Here is a 23344-nt window from a genome sequence, read left to right as displayed (position 1 = left end):
TACGGGCGCGTTAACGCCAGACTCCTTTCGTATCAACAATCCAGCGCTGGGTGACCTGTGCCGCATCAATGGCTTTAAACTGCTGATGATCCACCAGCATTACCAGCACATCCGCCTGCTGTAACGCGCTTTCGGCGCTGACCAGCTGTGTGATATGCGCCAGCCTTTGCGGGGTGGTCTCAATATTTGGCTCCACCACCCAGGTTTCACCGGCGTTCCAGCTGGCGATCAGATGCGCCACCTCCATCGCCGGACTTTCACGCAGATCGTCAATATTTGGTTTAAACGCCAGACCAAAACAGGCAACTTTCAGCTCGCTGGCGCGCTTATCACTCGCTGCCAGACAGTCCGCTACCGTACGCTTAACCTGATCCAGCACCCAGTGCGGTTTGCTGTCATTTACTTCGCGCGCAGTACGAATCAGGCGTGCCTGCGCGGGGTTTTGCGCCACAATAAACCAGGGATCGACCGCGATGCAGTGTCCACCGACGCCCGGACCCGGCTGCAGAATATTGACGCGCGGATGGCGATTAGCCAGCGCGATCAGCTCCCAGACGTTAATCCCCTGATCGGCGCAAATCACTGACAGTTCATTGGCAAAGGCGATATTAACGTCACGGAAACTGTTTTCGGTCAGCTTACACATTTCGGCCGTGCGTGCGTTGGTGACCACACACTCCCCTTCAAGGAAAATGTTATACAGTTCGCTGGCGCGCGCGGAGCACCGCGGCGACATCCCGCCAATAACCCGATCGTTTTTAATCAGCTCCACCATCACCTGCCCCGGCAAGACCCGCTCCGGACAGTAGGCGACATTGATATCAGCCTGTTCGCCAGCCTGCTGCGGGAAACTCAGATCGGGGCGCGCCTGCGCCAGCCATTCCACCATCTGCTCAGTGGCGCCCACCGGCGAGGTGGATTCAAGGATCACCAGATCGCCTTTTTTCAGCACCGGCGCCAGCGACAGTGCTGCTGCCTGTACGTAGGCCATATCCGGCTGGTGGTCGCCTTTAAACGGCGTCGGCACCGCGATTAAAAAGGCATCTGCCGCTACCGGCTGTGATGCCGCGCGCAGAAAACCGCCTTCTACCGCGTTTTTCACTACACGATCGAGATCCGGCTCCACAATATGAATTTCACCGCGATTAATAGTATCCACCGCGCGCTGATTGATATCGATACCGATCACTTTTTTCTGGCGGGAGGCAAAAGCCGCAGCGGTTGGCAGGCCAATATAGCCGAGGCCAATAACTGAAATGGTATTAAAACTCATAGGGTTACTCTGTTATTTTTTAGTGCCTGCACGATGCGCTCGCAGGCATGACCATCACCATAGGGATTATGCGCGCGGCTCATACGGTGGTAAGCCTCTTCATCGGTCAGCAACCGCGTCACTTCCGTCACGATCTTCTCAACGTTGGTGCCGACCAGACGTACTGTACCCGCATCGACCGCTTCCGGGCGTTCCGTGGTATCACGCATCACCAGCACCGGTTTGCCCAACGATGGCGCCTCTTCCTGAATGCCGCCAGAGTCGGTCAGAATCAGCCAGGAATGGTTCATCAGCCAGACAAACGGCAGGTACTCCTGCGGCTCAATCAGCACGATATTATCGATATCTTTCAGGATGCGGTTGACCGGCTCGCTGACATTGGGATTCAGATGCACCGGATAGACGATTTGCGCTTCGGGATGCAGACGGGCGATTTCCGCCAGTGCGCAGCAGATACGCTCAAAACCTTCGCCAAAGCTCTCGCGGCGATGGCCGGTGACCAGGATCATCTTTTTATCCGCCTGTAAAAACGGATAACGTTCGGCCAGCCGATTGCGCAAATTGCCATCACTTAATACCCGGTCACGCACCCAGAACAGCGCATCAATTACCGTGTTACCGGTTATAAAAATCCGTTGGTCGTTCAGGTTTTCACGCAGCAGATTCTGGCGTGAGGTTTCCGTCGGTGTGAAATGCAGGGTGGCCAGATGACCGGTCAGCTTGCGGTTAGCCTCTTCAGGCCAGGGGGAATAAAGATCGCCGGTGCGTAATCCTGCTTCAACGTGCCCCACAGGAATTCGGTGATAAAAGGCTGCGAGGCTGGTTGCCATGGTGGTGGTGGTGTCGCCATGCACCAGCACCATATCCGGTTTAAACTCGTCGAAAACCGCCTTCAGACCTTGCAGGATACGGCAGGTAATTTCCGTCAGCCCCTGCTCCGGACGCATAATATTCAGGTCGTAGTCCGGCTCCAGAGCAAACAGATGCAATACCTGGTCCAGCATCTCACGATGCTGGGCGGTGACGCACAGACGTGACTCTATCTCAGGATCCTGAGACAAAGCATGTACCAGCGGCGCCATTTTTATCGCTTCCGGGCGCGTGCCGAAAACAGTCAATACTTTCACTGTAGCTCTCTTAATTCGTCTGCCGTTATTACGGAATCAGGTAAGCGCGCAGTTAAGCGCGTGGTCGACGCACCAGCGCAACGCCTGCGCCAATTAGCGCACCCACTGCACCCCACATAATCATTAAGAACAGGCGACGCGGACTGTCGCGTTTAACTGGCTCTTCAGGCGTTCGCAAATAGCGGTAGGTCTGGAATTTCTCATCCAGCGTCGGCCCGACATCCAGAGTGGACAGCATCGCTCTGTTTTGATCATAGTCCAGATCGTAACCCGGACCGCTGGCCTGCAAATTCTCTAAACGCGCCTGCAACATCGGCCGTCCCAACAGGAACAGCTCCGAGTCTGGTAATTGTTCTGAAGGGGTATCGGTCTTAGCCCGGTCAATCCCCTGCTGCTGCGCGATTTTCAGCGCCTGCTGCACGGCATTAACCTGACGATCGTAAATCGCTTTTGCTACCGCTTCCTGGCGTTTTACCTGCGCTTTTAACTGAATCGCACGCGCCGCCCAGGCGCCGCTCAGCTCTTCATTAAGATGGCGAGCGGAACGCTGGCTGGCGAAAGCCACATATTGACGCAACAGGTTATTGGCATCCGGCGCGGTTTCCGCCACCAGTTTGACGCTGTCACTGGTATTTTTCAGCGCGTCTGCCGCGGTAAATTGAATGTTGTTGACCATCTCATCCAGCAGCGCGGCATCACTTTTGGCATTACCGCTTTTACGATGTTTGTAGTAATCGGTCTGCAACCAGAAATCGCGACGCGTGTCATATGCTGACAGCTGCATCACAAACTCCTGATAAGCATCCTCCATCACCGTAGGCTGGGGCGCGACGGCCATTGTGGTGGTGCGGGCATCAAGATTACGTAAAAACTGCTGTTGCGAATAGAAACCGCCCAGCATATTGACCGTCGGACGATCGGTAATCGCGGTAGTGCTCCACTCCTGTTTAACCAGCAGTGACCAGATAAAGGCGACAATCACAAACAGCAACGCCAGACCGACAATCCACGATTTTCCTCGCCATAGCGTGCAGCAAAGACCGCGGATATCCAGTTCATTATCCACCGCAGCTGAGTGAGATAAAGATTCAGGTTCAGTTTTCATGGCGTCCCTATATGATTTATTTCAAGAAAGTTTTTTATTGGCACTGGCATTGCGCATTCTGCGCTTCATGCGCTTAATCAACCGCGCCACTCTCCAGGCACGTTTTATGCAATAGCCGTACAGCATAAATGCTAGCAAGAACAATACCAACATTACCCATTCAGGAACAAAATTCAGGTATTCGCCCAGCACCCCAACCCCGGCAAGCAGGGCGGCCGCCAGCGTAATCAGCAGGAAAGCCTGTTGCGAGGTAAATCCGGCGCGCATAATCAGATGATGGATATGCTGACGGTCAGCTGAGAACGGACTCATACCTTTACGCAGACGCCGATACATGATGGCAATCATATCCATCAGTGGAATTGCGATTAACCAGAGCGCGGTAACCGGCGTAATTGGATGGGTCTTTCCCTGGGTGGTTTCGAGCAGTATCCAGATAATAGTGAAACCGATCAGCGTACTGCCGGCATCGCCCATAAACACTTTGTAGCGACGGCCAAAAGTGCCGAGGTTCAGCAAAATATAAGGCACGATAGCGGCGATCATCGCGAAGCACCACATGGCAAGACTTAGCTGGCCGTCAAAATAGAGAATGATGCCTATCGCCGCAAAAGTAACGCATGAGAGGCCACCGAGCAGACCGTCGATGCCATCCACCATATTAAAGGCGTTAATCGCCGCCCAGACGGCAAACAGGGTCAGCACATAGCCAAAGGGGCCGACAACCAGTTCCCAGGAGCCAAAGATATGACCGAGGCTCAGCAGGTAAAGGTTGCCGTAATACATCATGACCACCGCGATCAGCGCCTGTACCGAGGCGCGCAGCTTAACGCTGATGTCATAGCGGTCATCCAGCGCGCCTATCAGCACCAGTACCCCAGCGCAGCAAAGATAGAGCCAGGCATGCGGAATGTAGTAATTAGTGATCAAAAAAGTAAAGCAAATCCCTGCATAGACTGAGATCCCACCGACGAGAGGAATCACTCCCTGGTGGCGCTTACGGTAGTTTGGTTTGTCCACTAATCCAATTTTCTTGGCTACTTTGCGTGCAAAAAACAGGAACACCAGTGAAAACAAAAAGATTGAAGCAAGCTCAGCACTCATCGTGAGTAAATTCACATTAACAGCTCTCAGCAAAGAATCTCAGGTTAACTCTGCATTATGGATGCAAGATTCATACCCGATTCTGAAATCCTGTAATGGCGAAGGGCAAATACGTTAAGCCTTCCCTACCATCATTTTATATGTCGACGCCTGGTGTAGATCAGCGTCCTGGCGTCCTGCCGCATTAAAGCAGTAAACCGCGACTTCAGCCCACCGGCTATCAGTGAAAACCGAAAAAGGGTCAGTCTGAAGGTTACAACGCATAAAATTCAAACTTATGATTGTTGTTAACGCACTTTAAGGTCGGAAATTCAGGCGACCATTTTATATCGTATAGCCCATAAACGAAAAACGCCACGTCTCAGCGTGGCGAATTCCGTGTTTTTCCGCTTTTTTAGGAGCGCTTCATCATATCGAAGAATTCATCGTTGGTTTTGGTCATCGCCAGTTTGTTGATAAGGAACTCCATCGCATCAATTTCACCCATTGGGTGAATAATTTTGCGCAGGATCCACATCTTCTGCAACTCTTCCTGGGAAGTAAGCAGCTCTTCTTTACGAGTACCAGAGCGGTTGTAGTCGATAGCCGGGAAGACGCGTTTTTCGGCGATTTTACGTGCGAGATGCAGCTCCATGTTACCGGTGCCTTTAAACTCTTCGTAAATCACTTCATCCATCTTCGAGCCAGTATCAACCAGCGCGGTAGCGATGATGGTCAGGCTTCCGCCCTCTTCCACGTTACGCGCAGCACCGAAGAAACGCTTCGGACGATGCAGGGCGTTCGCATCCACACCACCGGTCAGAACTTTACCGGAAGCCGGCACCACGGTGTTGTAGGCACGCGCCAGACGTGTAATCGAGTCAAGCAGGATGATCACATCTTTCTTGTGCTCAACCAGACGCTTCGCTTTCTCGATAACCATCTCGGCAACCTGAACGTGGCGGGATGCTGGCTCATCAAAGGTCGAAGCAATCACTTCGCCTTTAACCAGACGCTGCATCTCGGTCACTTCTTCCGGACGTTCATCGATCAGCAATACCATCAGCGTACAATCCGGGTGATTGTAGGCAATGCTCTGTGCGATATTCTGCAGCAGCATGGTTTTACCCGCTTTTGGCGGCGCCACAATCAGACCACGCTGGCCGCGGCCAATAGGTGATGCCAGATCCAGTACACGTGCGGTTAAATCTTCGGTGGAACCATTACCACGCTCCATACGCAGACGAGAGTTTGCGTGCAGCGGCGTTAAGTTCTCAAACAGAATTTTATTACGCGCGTTTTCTGGTTTGTCGTAGTTGACCTCATTAACCTTCAGCAGGGCAAAGTAACGCTCGCCTTCTTTTGGCGGTCGAATTTTGCCAGCGACGCTGTCGCCGGTACGAAGGTTAAAGCGGCGAATCTGGCTAGGGGAAACGTAGATATCATCAGGACCGGCGAGGTAGGAGCTATCTCCAGAACGGAGGAAACCAAATCCGTCCTGCAATATTTCCAATACGCCATCGCCGAAGATATCTTCGCCACTTTTTGCATGTTGCTTGAGGATGGCGAAAATAATGTCCTGTTTGCGCATACGCGCCAGGTTTTCCAGCCCCATGTTTTCGCCGAGAGTAATCAGCTCAGAAACCGGCGTATTTTTTAATTCGGTAAGATTCATAATGGTGGGTTCTTAAACTCGGGGTAAATCTCGAAATGTTTGTCGTGAATGGTATGGCAAGAACGTCCATGCCTGTTTAATGGCACTGTTTCCGTTGTCCGCTCGGCGATCATGTGCAGGAATATGCTGATCTGAAAACGAGGAGACGGTTGGAACGCGATGCCGGAAAATATTGATGCTGACCGTCAGATTGCTGAATGCTTATGCACTTCGCTGTGAAATGCCGTATTCAACAAGGGAAAATCTAAGATTCAAACTACCAGGTAAGTTCGTAATGCAGTAAAACCAACTTAGCACGCTTCAAGGCGGGCGTCTAGCGGTCTGCAAAAAATAACCAGACCGCCAGCGCCGATCGGGGATTAACCCAGATTTGCGTTCAGGAACTCTTTCAGCTGGCCTTTAGAAAGCGCGCCAACTTTCGTTGCTGCCACTTCGCCGTTTTTAAACAGCAACAGCGTAGGAATACCACGAATACCATACTTAGGCGCAGTGCCCGGATTTTCGTCGATATTCAGTTTCGCAATGGTCAGCTTACCATCGTATTCGTCAGCGACTTCATCCAGAATGGGTGCAATCATTTTGCACGGGCCACACCACTCTGCCCAGAAATCAACCAGCGTTAAACCTTCGGCTTTCAGGACGTCGGTTTCGAAGCTGTCATCGGTCAGGTGAACAATTTTATCGCTGCTCATGTCTTACTCCACAAGATTATGCCTGGCTGGTTGGCGTAAAATCTGCCAACTTAGGTTGACTTTATTTCACCGGATACGCTTTCGTAAAGCAATAGTAAGCTGATATTCTACCACACTATGAGCAAAACACACTTAACTGAACAGAAGTTTTCCGACTTCGCCCTGCACCCTCAGGTCATTGAAGCCCTTGAAACTAAAGGCTTTCATAATTGCACGCCGATTCAGGCGCTTGCATTACCTTTCACGCTCGCTGGGCGTGATGTAGCAGGTCAGGCGCAAACCGGTACCGGCAAAACGATGGCGTTTCTGACGTCAACGTTCCATCATCTCCTCTCTCACCCGGCTGCGGAAGGTCGCCAGGTGAATCAACCGCGTGCGCTAATTATGGCACCAACGCGCGAATTGGCCGTGCAGATCCACGCCGATGCCGAGCCGTTAACCAAGTCTACCGGACTGAAATTAGGTCTGGCTTACGGTGGTGACGGATATGACAAACAGCTTAAAGTGCTGGAAAGCGGTGTCGACGTATTAATCGGCACTACCGGTCGTTTAATCGACTATGCCAAACAAAACCACATTAACCTTGGTGCAATCCAGGTAGTGGTGCTCGACGAAGCCGACCGTATGTTTGATCTCGGCTTTATTAAAGATATCCGCTGGTTGTTCCGCCGTATGCCGGCCACCAGCCAGCGTCTGAATATGCTGTTCTCCGCTACGCTGTCATACCGCGTACGCGAACTGGCGTTTGAACATATGAACAACGCCGAATACGTGGAAGTAGAGCCAGAACAGAAAACCGGCCATCGCATCCAGGAAGAGCTGTTCTACCCTTCTAACGAAGAGAAAATGCGTTTACTGCAAACGCTGCTGGAAGAAGAGTGGCCGGATCGCGCGATTATCTTCGCTAACACCAAGCATCGTTGTGAAGATATCTGGGGCCATCTGGCTGCCGATGGTCATCGTGTTGGCTTGCTGACCGGCGACGTGGCGCAGAAGAAACGCCTGCGTATCCTCGATGACTTTACCAAAGGTGATGTGGATATTCTGGTCGCTACCGATGTGGCGGCACGTGGCCTGCATATTCCAGCCGTGACCCATGTGTTTAACTACGACCTGCCTGACGATCGTGAAGACTATGTGCATCGTATCGGCCGTACCGGTCGTGCTGGCGCCAGCGGTCACTCCATCAGCCTGGCGTGTGAAGAGTATGCGCTCAACCTGACGGCTATCGAAGAGTATATTGGTCACAGTATTCCGGTGAGCAAATACAACAGCGAAGCATTGATGACCGATCTGCCACCGCCGAAGCGCTTAACGCGTAACCGCTCTGGCAATGGCCCACGTCGTGGTGGCGGCACTAATAACCGCCGTGGCGGTGCGCCGCGTAATAACAACCGTAAACGTACGAGTTAAGTCAGCCATGCTAAGCGCGTCGTCACTCTATGCTGCGATAGACCTTGGTTCTAACAGTTTTCATATGTTGGTGGTGCGTGAAGTAGCGGGCAATATTCAGACCGTCGCGCGTATTAAACGTAAAGTGCGTCTCGCCGCGGGTCTTGATGCGCAGAATCATCTGTCGGATGAGGCGATGACGCGAGGCTGGCAGTGTCTGCGGCTGTTTTCCGAGCAGTTGCAGGACATCCCCGCGGACCAGATCCGTGTGGTGGCGACAGCCACCCTGCGGCTGGCGCAGAATGCCGATGTTTTTCTGCACAGCGCCGGAGAGATCCTTGGTTGCCCGATTAACGTCATTACTGGCGAAGAGGAAGCACGCCTGATTTATCAGGGCGTGGCCCATACCACTGGCGGCTCAGATAAGCGTTTAGTCGTCGATATCGGGGGCGGAAGTACCGAGCTGGTGACCGGTGATGGTTCCCATGCTACCGCGCTGTTTAGCCTGTCGATGGGGTGTGTCACCTGGCTGGAGCGCTACTTTAGCGATCGTCATCTGGGCAAAGAGAACTTCGAACAAGCCGAAGCTGCGGCGCGCGCCATGATTCAGCCGATTGCCGCCCAGCTGCGCACGCAGGGCTGGCAGGTTTGCGTCGGTGCTTCCGGTACAGTGCAGGCGTTGCAGGAAATTATGGTGGCGCAGGGCATGGATGAGCGCATCACCCTGAAAAAACTTCAGCAGCTTAAGCAGCGCGCCATTCAGTGCGGCAAGCTGGAAGAGCTGGAGATAGAAGGGCTGACGCTGGAACGTGCGCTGGTGTTCCCCAGCGGCTTATCGATTCTGATCGCCATTTTTCATGAGCTGAATATCGAAAGTATGTTGCTGGCTGGCGGCGCGCTGCGCGAAGGTCTGGTGTATGGCATGCTGCATCTGCCGATCGATCGCGATATTCGCAGTCGTACGCTGCAAAATATTCAGCGCCGCTTTACCATTGATGCCGAGCAGGCAACACGCGTACGCCAGCTGGCGGAAAGTTTTGCCCGCCAGGTAAGTTCGAACTGGAAGCTGGATGAACGATGTCGTGAATTGCTGGACAGCGCCTGTCTGATCCACGAAATTGGCCTCAGTGTCGATTTCAGACAGGCTCCGCAGCATGCCGCCTATTTAGTCCGCCATCTCGACCTGCCAGGCTTTACGCCCGCACAGAAAAAACTGCTGGCAACTTTGCTGCAAAATCAGGGTAACGGTATCGATCTGGCGCTATTAAGCCAGCAAAATGCCGTGCCGCCGCGGATGGCAGAACGCATGTGTCGTCTGCTGCGCCTGGCGATTATTTTTGCCAGTCGCCGTCGCGACAATACCTTACCTGCGGTTCGTTTACAGGCTGATGACGATACGCTGCATCTGACCCTGCCGGCTGGCTGGCTGGAAGCGCATCCCTTGCGTGCCGAGCTGCTGGAGCAGGAGAGCCACTGGCAGAGCTATGTGCACTGGCCCCTGATTATCTCGTGAAGTTAACTGCCTTTCGCTTTATCTAACATCGCACGCAGATTGGCCACCCGACTCTGGCCGGTTTGCATGCGCTCTTCCGCACTGACCACCTTACGCTCGCTTTCCCATTTCAGGTCATCCTGCGGCAATTCAAGCAGAAAACGGCTTGGCTCCGGGCGCATCATCTCGCCGTACTGACGACGTTCGCGGCACAGGGTGAAAGTCAGTTCTTTCTGCGCACGCGTAATGCCGACATAGGCCAGACGCCGCTCCTCCTCGACATTATCTTCATCAATGCTGCTTTGATGCGGCAACAGCCCCTCTTCCATACCGACCAGATAGACATAGGGGAACTCCAGGCCTTTGGAGGCGTGCAGCGTCATCAGCTGAACCTGATCCAGCTCTTCATCGCTTTCACCCCGTTCCATCATGTCGCGCAGGGTAAAGCGCGTCACCACCTGAGTTAAAGTCATCGGCTCATCGATATCCGTACCCTCCAGCATTTCCGTCATCCACTGGAACAACATATTGACGTTTTTCATGCGCATTTCCGCCGCCTTCGGGCTGGGCGAGGTTTCAAACAGCCAGCTTTCATAATCGACGCCACGAATCAGATCGCGCACGGCGGCAATTGGCTCGCGCTCAGCAAGGCGGGCGATTTCCTGCAGCCACAGCGTAAAACGCTGCAGCGACTCCAGACCCCGTCCGGTTAACGTCTGGCTGAGTCCTATATCAAAACTGGCGCTAAACAGACTCTTGTTGCGCTGCATCGCCCATTCACCCAGCTTTTGCAGTGTGGCGGAGCCAATCTCACGCCGTGGCGTATTCACAATGCGCAGAAACGCGCTGTCATCATCCGCATTGGTCAGCACGCGCAGATAGGCCAGCAGATCTTTAATTTCTGGCCGCGAGAAAAACGAGGTACCGCCGGAAATGCGATACGGGATGCGGTTCTGCATTAGCATCTTTTCAAATACGCGCGACTGGTGGTTGCCGCGATAGAGAATGGCGTAATCTTTATAGTGGGTTTTATTAATAAAGTGGTGGGCGATTAACTCGCCGGTGACGCGCTCGGCTTCATGTTCTTCATGATTGGCGGTAACCACTTTCAGTTCCGCGCCATAACCCAGCTCGGAAAACAGACGTTTTTCAAAGACATGCGGATTATTGGCGATCAGTATATTCGCCGCCTTCAGAATGCGCTCCGAGGAGCGATAGTTCTGCTCCAGCTTAATCACCTGCAATGCCGGGAAATCCTCTTTCAGCAGCACCAGATTTTGCGGACGGGCACCACGCCATGAGTAGATCGACTGATCATCATCGCCAACCACCGTAAAACGCGCCCTGGCGCCCACCAGCAGCTTTACCAGCTCATACTGACTGGTGTTGGTGTCCTGATACTCATCCACCAGCAGATAGCGGATACGCTGCTGCCAGCGCTCACGGACCTCTTCATTGCGCTGTAATAACAGCGTCGGCAACAGGATCAGATCGTCAAAATCGAGCACGTTGCAGGATTTCAGGTGCCGATCATACAGCGCATAACAGTGAGCAAAGATCTTATCGCGCTCACCGCTGACCTGTGCGGCGGCACGCGAAGGGTCAGTCAGATCGTTTTTCCAGTTGGAGATGGTCGAGATCAGCTGCTGCAGCAGATTTTTATCATTCTCCAGCCACTCTTCGGTCAGATCCTTCAACAGGCCGAGCTGATCCTGATCGTCAAACAGCGAGAAATTCGATTTCATCCCCAGCGCAGCATATTCGCGTTTAATAATCTCCAGCCCCAGCGTGTGGAAAGTGGAGATCATTAACCCGCGCGCCTCTTTGCGCCCAAGGGTTTGCGCCACACGCTCTTTCATCTCACGCGAGGCTTTATTGGTAAAGGTCACCGCCGCAATATGGCGCGCCTGATAGCCGCATTCACGGATCAGATGGGCAATCTTATTGGTGATCACGCGTGTCTTACCGGAGCCAGCACCGGCCAGTACCAGACAAGGCCCGGTAACGAATTCGACGGCCTGTTGTTGGCCAGGATTTAGACGCATAGCAGATGTCACTCAATGAAATTGCGGAGGGAGGAAATAATAGCGTGGTAGTATAGCCAGCGGTATTCTTAAAACTCAAGGCACGATCATGGCAAAAACCGCGGCAGCATTGCATATCCTTGTTAAGGAAGAGAAACAGGCGCTCGACATTCTGGAGCAGCTGAAAAACGGCGGCGACTTCGAGAAACTGGCGAAGAAGCACTCCACCTGTCCGTCAGGCAAAAAAGGCGGCCATTTAGGCGAGTTTAAACAGGGTGCGATGGTACCCGCCTTCGATAAAGTTGTGTTCTCCGCCCCCCTGCTGGAACCTTATGGTCCGCTGCATACCCAGTTCGGTTATCACGTTATTAAAGTGCTGTACCGCAATTAAAAAAGGCGCCCTCAGGCGCCTTTGTAGGGGCGGCGTTCTCGCCGCCCTGGATTAACCTGCAACCGCAATACGTTTCATATCAGTCATATAGCCACGCAGTTTGCGGCCCACTGATTCGATTGGGTGGTTACGAATCGCTTCGTTAACGTCACGCAGTGAAGCGTTGTCCACGGTAGTGGTTGCTACCGCTTTACCCAGATCGCCCGCCTGCAGCGTGGTCATAAACTCTTTCAGCAACGGCACCGCCGCGTAAGAGAACAGGTAGTTACCGTATTCCGCTGTATCTGAGATAACCACGTTCATTTCATACAGACGCTTACGCGCGATGGTGTTCGCGATCAGCGGCAGCTCATGCAGTGATTCATAGTAAGCAGACTCTTCGATAATGCCGGCAGCAACCATGGTTTCAAACGCCAGCTCAACGCCCGCTTTAACCATGGCAATCATCAGCACGCCCTGGTCGAAGTAATCCTGCTCGGCAATTTTGCCTTCAAACTGTGGCGCAGTTTCGAATGCCGTTTTACCGGTCTCTTCACGCCAGCCCAGCAGTTTCTTATCGTCGTTCGCCCAGTCAGCCATCATGCCGGAAGAGAACTCGCCGGAAATGATATCGTCCATATGTTTCTGGAACAGCGGCGCCATAATCTCTTTCAGCTGCTCAGACAGCGCGAAAGCACGCAGTTTCGCCGGGTTAGACAGGCGATCCATCATCAGTGTGATGCCGCCCTGCTTCAGCGCTTCGGTCACGGTTTCCCAGCCGAACTGAATCAGTTTTTCCGCGTAAGCCGGGTCAGTGCCTTCTTTCACCAGTTTGTCGAAGCACAGCAGAGAACCGGCCTGCAACATGCCACACAGAATGGTCTGCTCGCCCATCAGATCGGACTTCACTTCCGCAACGAAGGAAGATTCCAGTACGCCAGCGCGGTGACCACCAGTTGCTGCCGCCCAGGCTTTGGCAATCGCCATGCCTTCACCTTTTGGATCGTTTTCCGGATGCACGGCGATCAGCGTCGGTACACCGAAGCCACGCTTGTACTCTTCACGCACTTCGGTACCCGGACATTTCGGCGCCACCATTACTACCGTAATGTCTTTACGCACCTGCTCGCCCACTTCAACGATATTGAAGCCATGGGAGTAACCCAGCGCCGCGCCATCTTTCATCAGCGGCTGTACAGCCTGCACCACAGATGAGTGCTGTTTGTCTGGCGTCAGGTTAACCACCAGATCGGCCTGTGGGATCAGTTCTTCGTAAGTACCTACTTTAAAACCGTTTTCGCTCGCTTTACGCCATGAAGGACGTTTCTCGGCAATCGCTTCGGCACGCAGGGCGTAGGAGACATCCAGACCAGAGTCACGCATGTTCAGACCCTGGTTCAGGCCCTGAGCACCACAACCAACGATGACGACTTTTTTACCTTTCAGGTAGCTCGCTTCATCAGCAAATTCATCACGCGCCATAAAGCGACATTTACCTAATTGCGCTAACTGGTTGCGCAGGTTCAAAGTATTGAAATAGTTAGCCATGGGTACTCCGTATGAGGTTATGTTTGTCATTTATTCTGCCGGTACGGCGCCTTTCTGCCTTACCGATAATTGTCCCCATCATATGACAGGAAATGTGTTGCTTAAATTGATATATTAACAACGTGACATTGCAAGAACTGCAACGCAAAAACGAGGCCCGCATCGCATGGATTTACGTGACCTGAAACTGTTTCTCCATCTGGCGGAGAGTCGCCACTTTGGCCGTTCTGCGCGCGCCATGCATGTCAGTCCGTCAACGCTGTCGCGACAGATCCAACGACTGGAAGAAGATCTCGGCCAGGCGCTGTTTTTGCGCGACAACCGCACCGTCACCCTGACCGACGCCGGTGAACGCCTGCGTCAGTTTGCCCAGCATACCCTGTTGCAGTATCAGCAGCTGCGCCATGCCATCGGGCAGCACGGCCCTTCGCTGAGCGGCGAAATGCGGCTGTTTTGTTCGGTTACCGCCGCCTACAGCCATCTGCCGCCGATTCTCGATCGCTTTCGCGCCGAACATCCGCTGGTCGAAATTAAACTCACCACCGGTGATGCCGCCGATGCAGTAGAGAAAGTACAGTCCAACGAAGCCGATCTGGCAATTGCCGGACGCCCGGAAACCTTACCGGCCAGCATTGACTTCACGCCGCTCGGCTATATTCCGCTGGTGTTAATTGCTCCGGCGCTTGCCTGTTCGGTGCGTCAGCAGGCAACCCAGGATGAACCGGACTGGTCACAAATTCCGTTTATTCTACCGGAACAGGGGCCGGCGCGGCGGCGGATCGATCTCTGGTTCCGCCGTCACCATATTGCCAACCCGCTGATATACGCCACGGTGTCCGGCCACGAAGCGATTGTGTCGATGGTGGCGCTGGGCTGTGGTATCGCGTTATTACCGGATGTGGTGCTGGAAAACAGCCCTGAACCGGTGCGTAATCGCGTGCTGGTGCTGGATGGCGTCGAATCCGTCGCGCCGTTTGAACTGGGCGTTTGCGTACAAAAAAAGCGGCTGAATGAGCCGCTTATCGATGCTTTCTGGAATTTGCTGTAATAACGGGCGGCGAGAACGCCGCCGCCCCTACATCATCGTAGGGAAGCCGTGATCGGCTCCCGTTTTATTTTCCGGCGAGGAAGAAGCTAAACGCCGGATTACGCGTCTCATCGTGGCAGTCATAGCCCAGTGCAGTGAGATGCTGTTCAAACTCCGGCTCCTTCTCGCCCAGCTCAAAACCGGCCAGCACGCGACCATAATCGGTGCCGTGGCTGCGGTAATGAAACAGCGAAATATTCCAGTGCGTGCCCAGCGTCTGCAGAAAGCGCAACAGCGCCCCTGGCGATTCCGGGAACTCAAAGCTGAACAGCCGCTCGCGCAACGGTTTTGACGGACGTCCACCGACCATATAGCGCACATGAAGTTTTGCCATCTCGTCGTCAGAAAGATCCACCACCTGGTAACCGCCTTCACCTAACAGCGCAATAATCTCGGCGCGTTCTTCAGCACCGCGGGTCAAGCGCACGCCGACGAAAATGCAGGCATTATCCGCATCAGCATAGCGATAGTTAAACTCGGTAACCGAGCGACCGCCCAGCAGCTGGCAAAAATTCAGGAAACTGCCTTTCTGCTCCGGAATGGTCACCGCCAGCAGCGCTTCACGCTGCTCACCCAGTTCACAGCGCTCTGAAACGTAGCGCAGGCCATGGAAGTTAACGTTAGCGCCGGACAACACATGAGCGAGACGTTCACCTTTGATATCGTGCTGCTGGATATATTTCTTCATCCCGGCCAGCGCCAGCGCCCCGGAAGGCTCAGCAACGGCACGCACGTCTTCAAACAGATCTTTCATCGCCGCACAAATCGCATCGCTATCGACAGTAATAATATCGTCGAGATACTGCTGGCACAGACGGAAGGTTTCGTTACCGATGCGTTTTACCGCCACGCCTTCGGCAAATAAACCAACGCGCGGCAGATCGACCGGCTCACCAGCGTCCAGCGCCGCTTTCAGGCAGGCTGAATCTTCCGCTTCTACCGCAATCACTTTGATTTGCGGCATCAGCTGCTTAATCAGCACCGCCACGCCCGCCGCCAGACCGCCGCCGCCGACCGGTACAAACACCCGGTCGAGATGCGCATCCTGCTGCAGCAGCTCCATCGCCAGCGTGCCCTGTCCGGCGATAACCGCCGGATGGTCAAAGGGCGGCACAAATGTTAAGCCCTGCGCTTCCGACAGCTCGATAGCCTTGGCTTTCGCTTCGTCGAAGTTAGCGCCAAACAGAAAAGCCTCACCGCCAAACGCCCGCACTGCATCAACCTTGATATCTGCCGTCGCCACCGGCATCACAATCAGCGATTTGATCCCCAGCTTGCTGGCTGACAGCGCCACGCCCTGCGCATGGTTACCGGCCGAAGCCGTCACCACGCCACGCGCTTTTTGCTCTTCGTTCAGACCAGCGATCATCGCGTAAGCGCCACGCAGCTTAAAGCTGTGTACAGGCTGACGATCTTCGCGCTTCACCAGAATGGTATTGCCGAGGCGCAAAGAGATCTTTTCCATTTTCTGCAGCGGTGTCACCTGCGCCACTTCGTACACCGGCGCGCGTAATACCGCGCGCAGATACTCGGCGCCACAAGGTGCGTCGGGTAGCGGTTGAGACTCTGCCATTTTTAGCCTCCCAGCTTGCTCTTGTCGCGGATTGCGCCTTTGTCGGCACTGGTCGCCAGTAAGGCGTAAGCACGCAGGGCAAGAGATACCTGACGCTCACGACCATGTGGCGTATAAGCTTCAGCGCCACGCGCCTCTTCTTCTTCACGACGCGCATGCAGCTCGCTATCCGGCACATCCAGCTGGATACCGCGATTCGGGATGTCGATATTGATCATATCGCCCTCTTTCACCAGCGCGATCACACCGCCAGCCGCCGCTTCCGGTGAAGCGTGGCCGATAGAGAGACCTGAGGTGCCGCCGGAAAAACGCCCGTCGGTGATCAGCGCACAGCTTTTGCCAAGACCCATCGACTTCAGATAGGTGGTCGGATAGAGCATTTCCTGCATGCCCGGACCGCCTTTTGGCCCTTCATAACGGATGACCACGACGTCGCCCGCCACTACTTTGCCGCCCAGAATCGCTTCTACCGCCGCATCCTGTGACTCATACACTTTGGCCGGGCCGCGGAAGACGTGAATCTCTTTCTCCACACCGGCGGTTTTTACAATACAACCGTCCTGCGCAATATTGCCGTAAAGCACCGCTAAACCGCCGTCCTGACTAAAGGCGAATTCGCGTGAACGGATACAGCCTTCCTGACGATCGTCATCCAGCGTGTCCCAACGGCAATCCTGCGAGAAGGCCTGAGTGGTGCGAATACCCGCCGGACCCGCGCGGAACATTTTCTTCACCGCTTCGTCTTTGGTCAGCATGATGTCGTACTGTTCCAGCGTCTGCTGCAGATTCAGACCCAGCACATTACGCACATCGTTATTCATCAGACCAGCACGATCCAGCTCACCCAGGATACCCAGTACACCACCGGCGCGGTGTACGTCTTCCATATGGTATTTCGGCGTGCTCGGCGCCACTTTGCACAGATGTGGCACTTTGCGCGACAGACGGTCGATATCACTCATATCGAAATCGATTTCGCCTTCCTGCGCTGCCGCCAGCAGATGCAGTACGGTATTGGTGGAGCCGCCCATCGCGATATCCAGCGTCATCGCATTCTCAAATGCGGCTTTACTGGCGATATTGCGTGGCAGAGCAGTTTCATCATCCTGCTCGTAGTAGCGTTTCGACAATTCGACAATGCGCTGGCCAGCGGTGAGGAACAGCTGTTTACGGTCAGCATGGGTGGCCAGCAGTGAACCATTACCCGGCTGCGACAGGCCCAGCGCTTCGGTCAGGCAGTTCATTGAGTTGGCGGTAAACATACCGGAACAAGAACCGCAGGTCGGACAGGCGGAGCGCTCAATCTGATCGCTGTCGGCGTCGCTGACATTCGGGTTAGCGCCCTGAATCATCGCGTCGACCAGGTCCAGCTTGATGATTTTGTCTGACAGCTTCGTTTTACCGGCTTCCATCGGGCCGCCGGAGACAAAGATCACCGGAATATTCAGGCGCAGTGACGCCATCAGCATTCCCGGGGTGATTTTGTCACAGTTGGAGATACACACCATCGCATCGGCACAGTGGGCGTTGACCATATACTCTACGGAGTCGGCAATCAGTTCACGAGACGGCAGTGAATACAGCATACCACCGTGACCCATCGCGATTCCGTCGTCTACTGCGATGGTGTTGAACTCTTTGGCCACACCACCGGACGCTTCAATCTGCTCTGCGACCAGTTTGCCGAGATCGCGCAGATGCACATGTCCCGGTACGAATTGGGTGAATGAGTTAACAACCGCAATGATCGGCTTACCGAAATCATCGTCAGTCATTCCGGTTGCGCGCCACAGGGCACGTGCACCAGCCATATTACGGCCATGGGTGGTGGTAGCGGAACGGTACTTAGGCATGCTCTATACTCCAGTCTAAATAAGTTGCGAGCGGACAATCATCCGCTCGCCAAATCATTATGCTTATGGATTTACCTGATCCAGCCAGCCCCACTTGTCTTCCGTTTCACCGGTAAACAAGCCGAAGAACGCCTGCTGAATACGTTTGGTGACAGGACCACACTTGCCCTCGCCAACCTTGATCTGATCGACACTGCGCACCGGGGTGATTTCAGCAGCGGTACCAGACATAAAGACTTCATCCGCCAGATACAGCGATTCACGCGACAGCACCTGCTCGCGCACTTCGATGCCCATATCTTTGGCTAATTTAATAATAGCGTCGCGGGTGATGCCCGGCAGCGCAGAAGAGGTAAATGGCGGGGTGAACAGTATGCCATCTTTCACTTCAAACAGGTTTTCACCCGCGCCTTCAGAGATATAACCCTGCGTATCCAGCGCGATACCTTCCTGATAACCGTGGCGGCGCGCTTCGCTACCGACCAGCAGTGAGGAGAGGTAGTTACCACCGGCTTTCGCGGCGGTTGGCAGGGTGTTCGGCGCCACACGGTTCCATGAAGAAACCATCGCATCAATACCCTGCTCCAGCGCTTCAGCACCGAGGTAAGCGCCCCACGGGAAGGCAGCAATAATCACGTCGGTTTCGTAGCCCTCTGGCGGGTTCACACCCAGACCAACATCACCAACAAATACCAGCGGACGAATATAAGCACTTTTCAGCTTGTTAACGCGCAGGACTTCACGGCAGGCTTCCATCAGCTCGTCGACGCTCTGGCTGACCGGGAAACGATAAATTTTGGCGGAGTCGTGCAGGCGCTGCATATGTTCACGATGGCGGAAAACTACCGGGCCTTTGTGCGAGTCGTAGCAGCGGACGCCTTCAAACACAGACGTACCGTAATGCAGTGCGTGGGACATCACGCTGACTTTAGCGTCTTCCCATTTAACCATCTCGCCATTGAACCAGATAAAGTCTGCTTTCTTCGTCGTCATTCTTCTTTCCTTTCGCGGCTATGCGCGGATTTGTTGTGTTGTCTGTTGTTGAACCTGAACGCACGCAACGTCCATCAGTTTACTTAGCTGCGTCGACAGTAAATCGACAGAACGCTGGCTGGCAACGGTCATTTCAATATTAATATTATTCACGTTACTTGCCGCTGCCATATTCATCGCGCAAATCTGGAAGCCGCGATGGCGAACGACACGTAAAATGCGCTCCAATATTTCAGGTCGGAAACGCGCTTCGATAGACAATTGATGCTGATTCATGAGGTTTTCTCCATCATATTGGCGTTACTGGCGCCAGGCGGCACCAGCGGCCAGACGTTTTCAAGCTCATCGATTGAAACATGCAGCATGTAAGGCCCTTCGCTGTTCAGCAGAGCGTCTAATGCGGCGTCGACCTGATCTTTACGGGTAATACGCTGGCCCGGGATATCAAACGCGCGCGCCAGCATCAGGAAATCGGGGTTATCGGAGAGGTTGGTCTCACTGTAACGCTCAGAGAAAAACAGCTGCTGCCACTGGCGCACCATCCCTAAACGTTGATTATCCAGCAGCACGATTTTGACCGGCAGCTGTTTGCGTTTGATGGTGCCCATCTCCTGCACATTCATCATAAATGAGCCATCACCGGAAACGCAGATAACGGTGTCGTGCGGACGAGCAACCTGCGCGCCGACCGCAGCAGGCAGGCCAAAGCCCATAGTGCCGAGACCACTGGAGGTGATGAAATTCTCTGGCGCGCTAAAACTCATATGCTGCGCCGCCCACATCTGGTGCTGGCCCACATCGGTGGTCACCACTGCGTTATCTGGCTTACGCGCTGACAGCTGCTGCAAAAACAGCGGCGCGTAGATCGCTTCACCCGGATGATCATAACGCCAGCCGTTCTCCGCTTTCAGCGCCATCACCTGTTGACGCCATGCGTCGATGGCAATTGGCTGATACAGCTCCGGCAGCAGGCGATTGAAATCACCCTGCAGCGCTACATTGGCGCGACGCAGTTTGTGCAGTTCTGCCGGGTCGATATCCAGATGGATTACGCTGGCATGGGGGGCAAAGGTATCCAGCTTGCCGGTAACGCGGTCATCAAAGCGCGCGCCAACCGCAATCAGTAAGTCACACTCCTGCACCGCCAGGTTGGCGGCTTTGGTGCCGTGCATACCCAGCATGCCAAGATAACAGGGATCGTTTGCATCAGGTGCGCCCAGCCCTTTCAGCGTGGCAACCGAGGGAATGCCGGTCTCTTTGGCAAAGGCGCGCAGCGCCGGAACTGCCTGCGCCATCCCCACACCGCCGCCGACATACAGCACCGGCTTTTTGGCCTGCGCCAGCATCGCCCGCGCCTGTTGCAGTTCGTGGACCGGATGATCCGGTGTCGGTTCTGTCGCCAGCAGATGCGGCGTCAGTTCACACTCCGCCAGCTGGATATCTTTCGGGATATCAACCAGTACCGGGCCTGGGCGGCCTGACTGGGCGATGGCAAAGGCTTCAGCCATTACCCATGGCAGATCGTCGAGGGTCTCAACAAGGAAACTATGTTTGGTGCATGCCAGTGACAGACCTAATACATCGATCTCCTGAAAAGCGTCAGTACCGATAAAAGCGGAGGAGACCTGACCGGTAATCGCCACTACCGGCACTGAATCCATCATCGCATCAGCCAGACCAGTAATCAGATTCGTCGCGCCAGGGCCGGAAGTGGCGATGCAGACGCCCACTTTTCCGGTGGAACGCGCATAACCGATTGCAGCCATTGCAGCACCTTGCTCATGACGACACAGTAGGTGTTCCACGCCGCCATCATAGAGCGCATCGTATACCGGCATAATTGCACCACCCGGATAGCCGAATACAGTTTCTATATCTTGCGCACGCAACGCCTGAACCACCCACTGAGCACCATTCATAGTTATTCCCCCGCCTCTCGCTGGGAACAACAGCATTTTATGCTACTGTTCATTCTTTATTCCTCAGACATTAACTGCCATTGCATCGGGTCAAAAAAAAACCCCCGGACCTTTCGGTGCGGGGGTTTTTTGTGAATTCAGACTTGATTTTTAAGCCTTTCTTTCTCCAAGCGAAGCCCCGCAAGGTGTGATAATAATCACCACCACGCTAATCACGACTAGGCTAATCACTCGTAGAAGGGCTGTCATTTTCAGTTCGATATTTCGCTTGTTCGAAGTAATGCCTACAGAGTTATCACAGTTAGCCGGTTAAACACAACTTTTTTCAGCAAATAATTTAATGCGCCAGGTCGCGAATTTATAAAAAACGATTGTTATTCAGTGCATAAGCCAAATGCTGAAAAATCTTCATTACTCACCTGTCGTGATGAATCTTTTTCTCTCTGGCCCGGCGGGTGATTTTTGCGATCCCGCGCGGATAAAATGTTTTTCGCCGGTAAACCAGCACGATTATTTTCGTGACGCCACGCAAAACCCGCGTTTGCCCGTCGTCAACGCGCAGGGCGCCAGGCACACTGGCTGGCAACAAGGAGCCATTATGACCTTAGCCATCGTCTTTACGCGTGCTGCGCTGGGCGTTGAAGCGCCACTCGTCTCTGTCGAAGTGCACTTAAGCAACGGACTGCCTGCCCTTTCGCTGGTGGGATTACCGGAAACCACAGTAAAAGAGGCGCGGGATCGCGTCAGAAGCGCCATTATCAACAGCGGATTCACCTTTCCGGCGAAGCGCATTACCGTCAATCTTGCGCCTGCGGATCTGCCGAAAGAGGGCGGGCGCTATGACCTTCCCATCGCCATCGCCATTCTCGCGGCCTCAGAGCAAGTCCCTGCGGCTAAATTGCCTGCTTATGAATTCCTGGGCGAGCTGGCGCTCAGCGGCGCGCTACGGGCCGTACAGGGCGCTATTCCGGCTGCCATGGCCGCATTGCAAAATGGTCGGCAGCTGATTCTTTCGTTTGAAAACCAACAGGATGTCGGATTAATCCGCCATGGTGAGAGTCTGGTTGGCAACCATCTGCTGGAGGTATGTGGTTTTCTGCACGGGAAGTCGCCGTTAGCGCCTGCGGTGGCTGAAATGCCGCTCGCAACGGGCAGTCAAAACGATCTAAGTGAAGTTATTGGTCAGCAGCAGGCTAAACGCGCACTGGAGATCACCGCGGCCGGCGGCCACAACCTGCTGCTTATCGGGCCGCCCGGCACCGGTAAGACCATGCTGGCGTCGCGGCTGATCGGATTAATGCCGCCGTTAAGCGATAGCGAAGCACTGGAGTGTGCGGCCATCGCCAGTCTGGTGAGTAGCGGCGCCATGCAGAAACAGTGGCGTCAGCGGCCATTCCGTTCACCGCATCACAGCTCCTCAATGTATGCACTGGTCGGTGGCGGCTCACTGCCGCGTCCTGGGGAGATCTCCCTCGCCCACAATGGCGTGCTGTTTCTTGATGAGTTGCCGGAATTCGAAAAGCGGACCCTGGATGCACTCCGCGAGCCGATCGAGTCAGGCGAAATTTGTATTTCGCGGGCGCGCGCAAAAGTTATTTATCCGGCGCGTTTCCAGCTGGTTGCCGCCATGAACCCCAGCCCATCAGGCCACTACAGCGGCACCCATAATCGCAGCTCACCACAGCAGACCTTGCGCTACCTGAATCGCCTTTCTGGCCCCTTCCTCGATCGTTTTGATTTATCACTGGAGGTACCGCTGCTGCCCTCAGGTACGCTGAGCAGTAACCGCAGCAGCAGCGAATCCAGCGACACTGTCCGGGCACGGGTACTGGCTGTCAGAGAGCGTCAGCTTATGCGCAGCGGTAGAATCAATGCCATGCTTAACAACAGTGAGATTCAACAATGGTGTGTGATTAGCCGGGAGGATGCTGAGTGGCTGGAATCGGTACTGAATCAGCTGGGGTTGTCAGTCAGAGCCTGGCAGCGCATTCTGAAAGTGGCGCGTACTATCGCCGACCTGGCGCAAGAGGAAAATATCCGGCGCGATCATCTGCATGAAGCACTAAGCTATCGTGGCATTGATCGTTTGTTGATTTATCTGCACAAATCTCTGCAATAAAAAATGGGGCGCTGAGCCC

General features: G+C 54.2%; 19 protein-coding genes. 5 read left to right on the top strand and 14 right to left on the bottom strand.

The genetic code is table 11. The annotated features are described in order from the left end of the window. Positions 1 to 10: 10 nt before the first annotated feature. From wecC to trxA, 6 genes are all read right to left on the bottom strand, one after another. Positions 11 to 1273: a UDP-N-acetyl-D-mannosamine dehydrogenase gene (gene wecC / locus J2125_RS12095; RefSeq protein WP_017800644.1), complete on the bottom strand. Its 1263-nt coding sequence runs from the start codon at positions 1271 to 1273 to the stop codon at positions 11 to 13. Next, on the bottom strand, positions 1270 to 2400 hold the full coding sequence (wecB, locus tag J2125_RS12090; RefSeq protein WP_026111637.1) for a non-hydrolyzing UDP-N-acetylglucosamine 2-epimerase: 1131 nt from the start codon (positions 2398 to 2400) through the stop codon (positions 1270 to 1272). The genes wecC and wecB overlap by 4 nt, the downstream gene beginning before the upstream one ends. Before the next feature lie 52 nt (positions 2401 to 2452). Continuing rightward, positions 2453 to 3505: an ECA polysaccharide chain length modulation protein gene (gene wzzE, locus J2125_RS12085; protein WP_017800642.1), complete on the bottom strand. Its 1053-nt coding sequence runs from the start codon at positions 3503 to 3505 to the stop codon at positions 2453 to 2455. Between the two features lie 21 nt (positions 3506 to 3526). Then, on the bottom strand, positions 3527 to 4624 hold the full coding sequence (gene wecA / locus J2125_RS12080) for a UDP-N-acetylglucosamine--undecaprenyl-phosphate N-acetylglucosaminephosphotransferase (RefSeq protein WP_040462385.1): 1098 nt from the start codon (positions 4622 to 4624) through the stop codon (positions 3527 to 3529). A gap of 379 nt (positions 4625 to 5003) precedes the next feature. Continuing rightward, positions 5004 to 6263 (bottom strand): transcription termination factor Rho, encoded by a 1260-nt coding sequence (gene rho, locus J2125_RS12075; RefSeq protein WP_017800640.1) that lies wholly within the window; start codon positions 6261 to 6263, stop codon positions 5004 to 5006. Between the two features lie 359 nt (positions 6264 to 6622). After that, positions 6623 to 6955 carry a thioredoxin TrxA gene (gene trxA / locus J2125_RS12070; RefSeq protein WP_017800639.1) on the bottom strand — a complete coding sequence of 111 codons (333 nt, stop codon included), beginning with the start codon at positions 6953 to 6955 and terminating at the stop codon, positions 6623 to 6625. Positions 6956 to 7072: 117 nt separating this feature from the next. On the opposite strand from trxA, the gene rhlB reads away from it, so the two are divergent. Next, a complete protein-coding gene (gene rhlB, locus J2125_RS12065; protein WP_017800638.1) occupies positions 7073 to 8368 on the top strand; it encodes an ATP-dependent RNA helicase RhlB in 1296 nt (431 codons plus the stop codon). A gap of 7 nt (positions 8369 to 8375) precedes the next feature. Next, a complete protein-coding gene (gene gppA / locus J2125_RS12060; protein ID WP_026111636.1) occupies positions 8376 to 9860 on the top strand; it encodes a guanosine-5'-triphosphate,3'-diphosphate diphosphatase in 1485 nt (494 codons plus the stop codon). A gap of 2 nt (positions 9861 to 9862) precedes the next feature. Here the strand turns inward: gppA and rep are convergent, their stop codons facing one another. After that, entirely contained in the window at positions 9863 to 11884 is a 2022-nt protein-coding gene (gene rep / locus J2125_RS12055) for a DNA helicase Rep (protein ID WP_017800636.1), read from the bottom strand. Positions 11885 to 11972: 88 nt separating this feature from the next. Here rep and ppiC point away from each other — a divergent pair, with 88 nt between their 5' ends. After that, positions 11973 to 12254 (top strand): peptidylprolyl isomerase PpiC, encoded by a 282-nt coding sequence (ppiC, locus tag J2125_RS12050; protein WP_017800635.1) that lies wholly within the window; start codon positions 11973 to 11975, stop codon positions 12252 to 12254. Positions 12255 to 12305: 51 nt separating this feature from the next. On the opposite strand, the gene ilvC is transcribed toward ppiC, so the two are convergent. After that, on the bottom strand, positions 12306 to 13781 hold the full coding sequence (gene ilvC / locus J2125_RS12045) for a ketol-acid reductoisomerase (RefSeq protein ID WP_017800634.1): 1476 nt from the start codon (positions 13779 to 13781) through the stop codon (positions 12306 to 12308). A gap of 166 nt (positions 13782 to 13947) precedes the next feature. Here ilvC and ilvY point away from each other — a divergent pair, with 166 nt between their 5' ends. Continuing rightward, positions 13948 to 14829 carry an HTH-type transcriptional activator IlvY gene (gene ilvY, locus J2125_RS12040; RefSeq protein ID WP_017800633.1) on the top strand — a complete coding sequence of 294 codons (882 nt, stop codon included), beginning with the start codon at positions 13948 to 13950 and terminating at the stop codon, positions 14827 to 14829. 64 nt (positions 14830 to 14893) lie between these two features. Here the strand turns inward: ilvY and ilvA are convergent, their stop codons facing one another. The 6 genes from ilvA to ilvL all read right to left on the bottom strand — a co-directional run bounded on the left by ilvA (position 14894) and on the right by ilvL (position 21455). Beyond that, complete coding sequence (gene ilvA / locus J2125_RS12035) at positions 14894 to 16441, bottom strand: threonine ammonia-lyase, biosynthetic (protein WP_017800632.1); 1548 nt, start codon at positions 16439 to 16441, stop codon at positions 14894 to 14896. A 2-nt stretch (positions 16442 to 16443) separates the two neighbouring features. After that, positions 16444 to 18294: a dihydroxy-acid dehydratase gene (gene ilvD / locus J2125_RS12030; RefSeq protein ID WP_017800631.1), complete on the bottom strand. Its 1851-nt coding sequence runs from the start codon at positions 18292 to 18294 to the stop codon at positions 16444 to 16446. Positions 18295 to 18357: 63 nt separating this feature from the next. Continuing rightward, positions 18358 to 19287, bottom strand: coding sequence for a branched-chain-amino-acid transaminase (gene ilvE, locus J2125_RS12025; protein ID WP_017800630.1), 930 nt, complete (start codon positions 19285 to 19287; stop codon positions 18358 to 18360). Between the two features lie 18 nt (positions 19288 to 19305). Further along, positions 19306 to 19563, bottom strand: coding sequence for an acetolactate synthase 2 small subunit (ilvM, locus tag J2125_RS12020; protein ID WP_017800629.1), 258 nt, complete (start codon positions 19561 to 19563; stop codon positions 19306 to 19308). After that, on the bottom strand, positions 19560 to 21206 hold the full coding sequence (gene ilvG / locus J2125_RS12015; RefSeq protein WP_209499499.1) for an acetolactate synthase 2 catalytic subunit: 1647 nt from the start codon (positions 21204 to 21206) through the stop codon (positions 19560 to 19562). Before ilvG ends, ilvM begins: the two co-directional genes overlap by 4 nt. A gap of 150 nt (positions 21207 to 21356) precedes the next feature. Beyond that, the gene (gene ilvL / locus J2125_RS12010; protein ID WP_071590505.1) at positions 21357 to 21455 is read right to left on the bottom strand and encodes an ilv operon leader peptide; all 99 of its coding nucleotides are present in this window, start codon (positions 21453 to 21455) and stop codon (positions 21357 to 21359) included. 349 nt (positions 21456 to 21804) lie between these two features. Between ilvL and J2125_RS12005 the strand changes: the two genes are divergently transcribed. Further along, positions 21805 to 23325, top strand: a complete 1521-nt coding sequence (locus tag J2125_RS12005; RefSeq protein WP_017800627.1) for a YifB family Mg chelatase-like AAA ATPase — start codon at positions 21805 to 21807, stop codon at positions 23323 to 23325. Positions 23326 to 23344 lie beyond the last annotated feature (19 nt).

The sequence above is a fragment of the Winslowiella toletana genome (genome assembly GCF_017875465.1).
Lineage (GTDB): Bacteria > Pseudomonadota > Gammaproteobacteria > Enterobacterales > Enterobacteriaceae > Erwinia > Erwinia toletana.
Note: the sequence above shows the minus strand (reverse complement) of the source record. Positions and strands in the feature narration are given on the sequence as shown.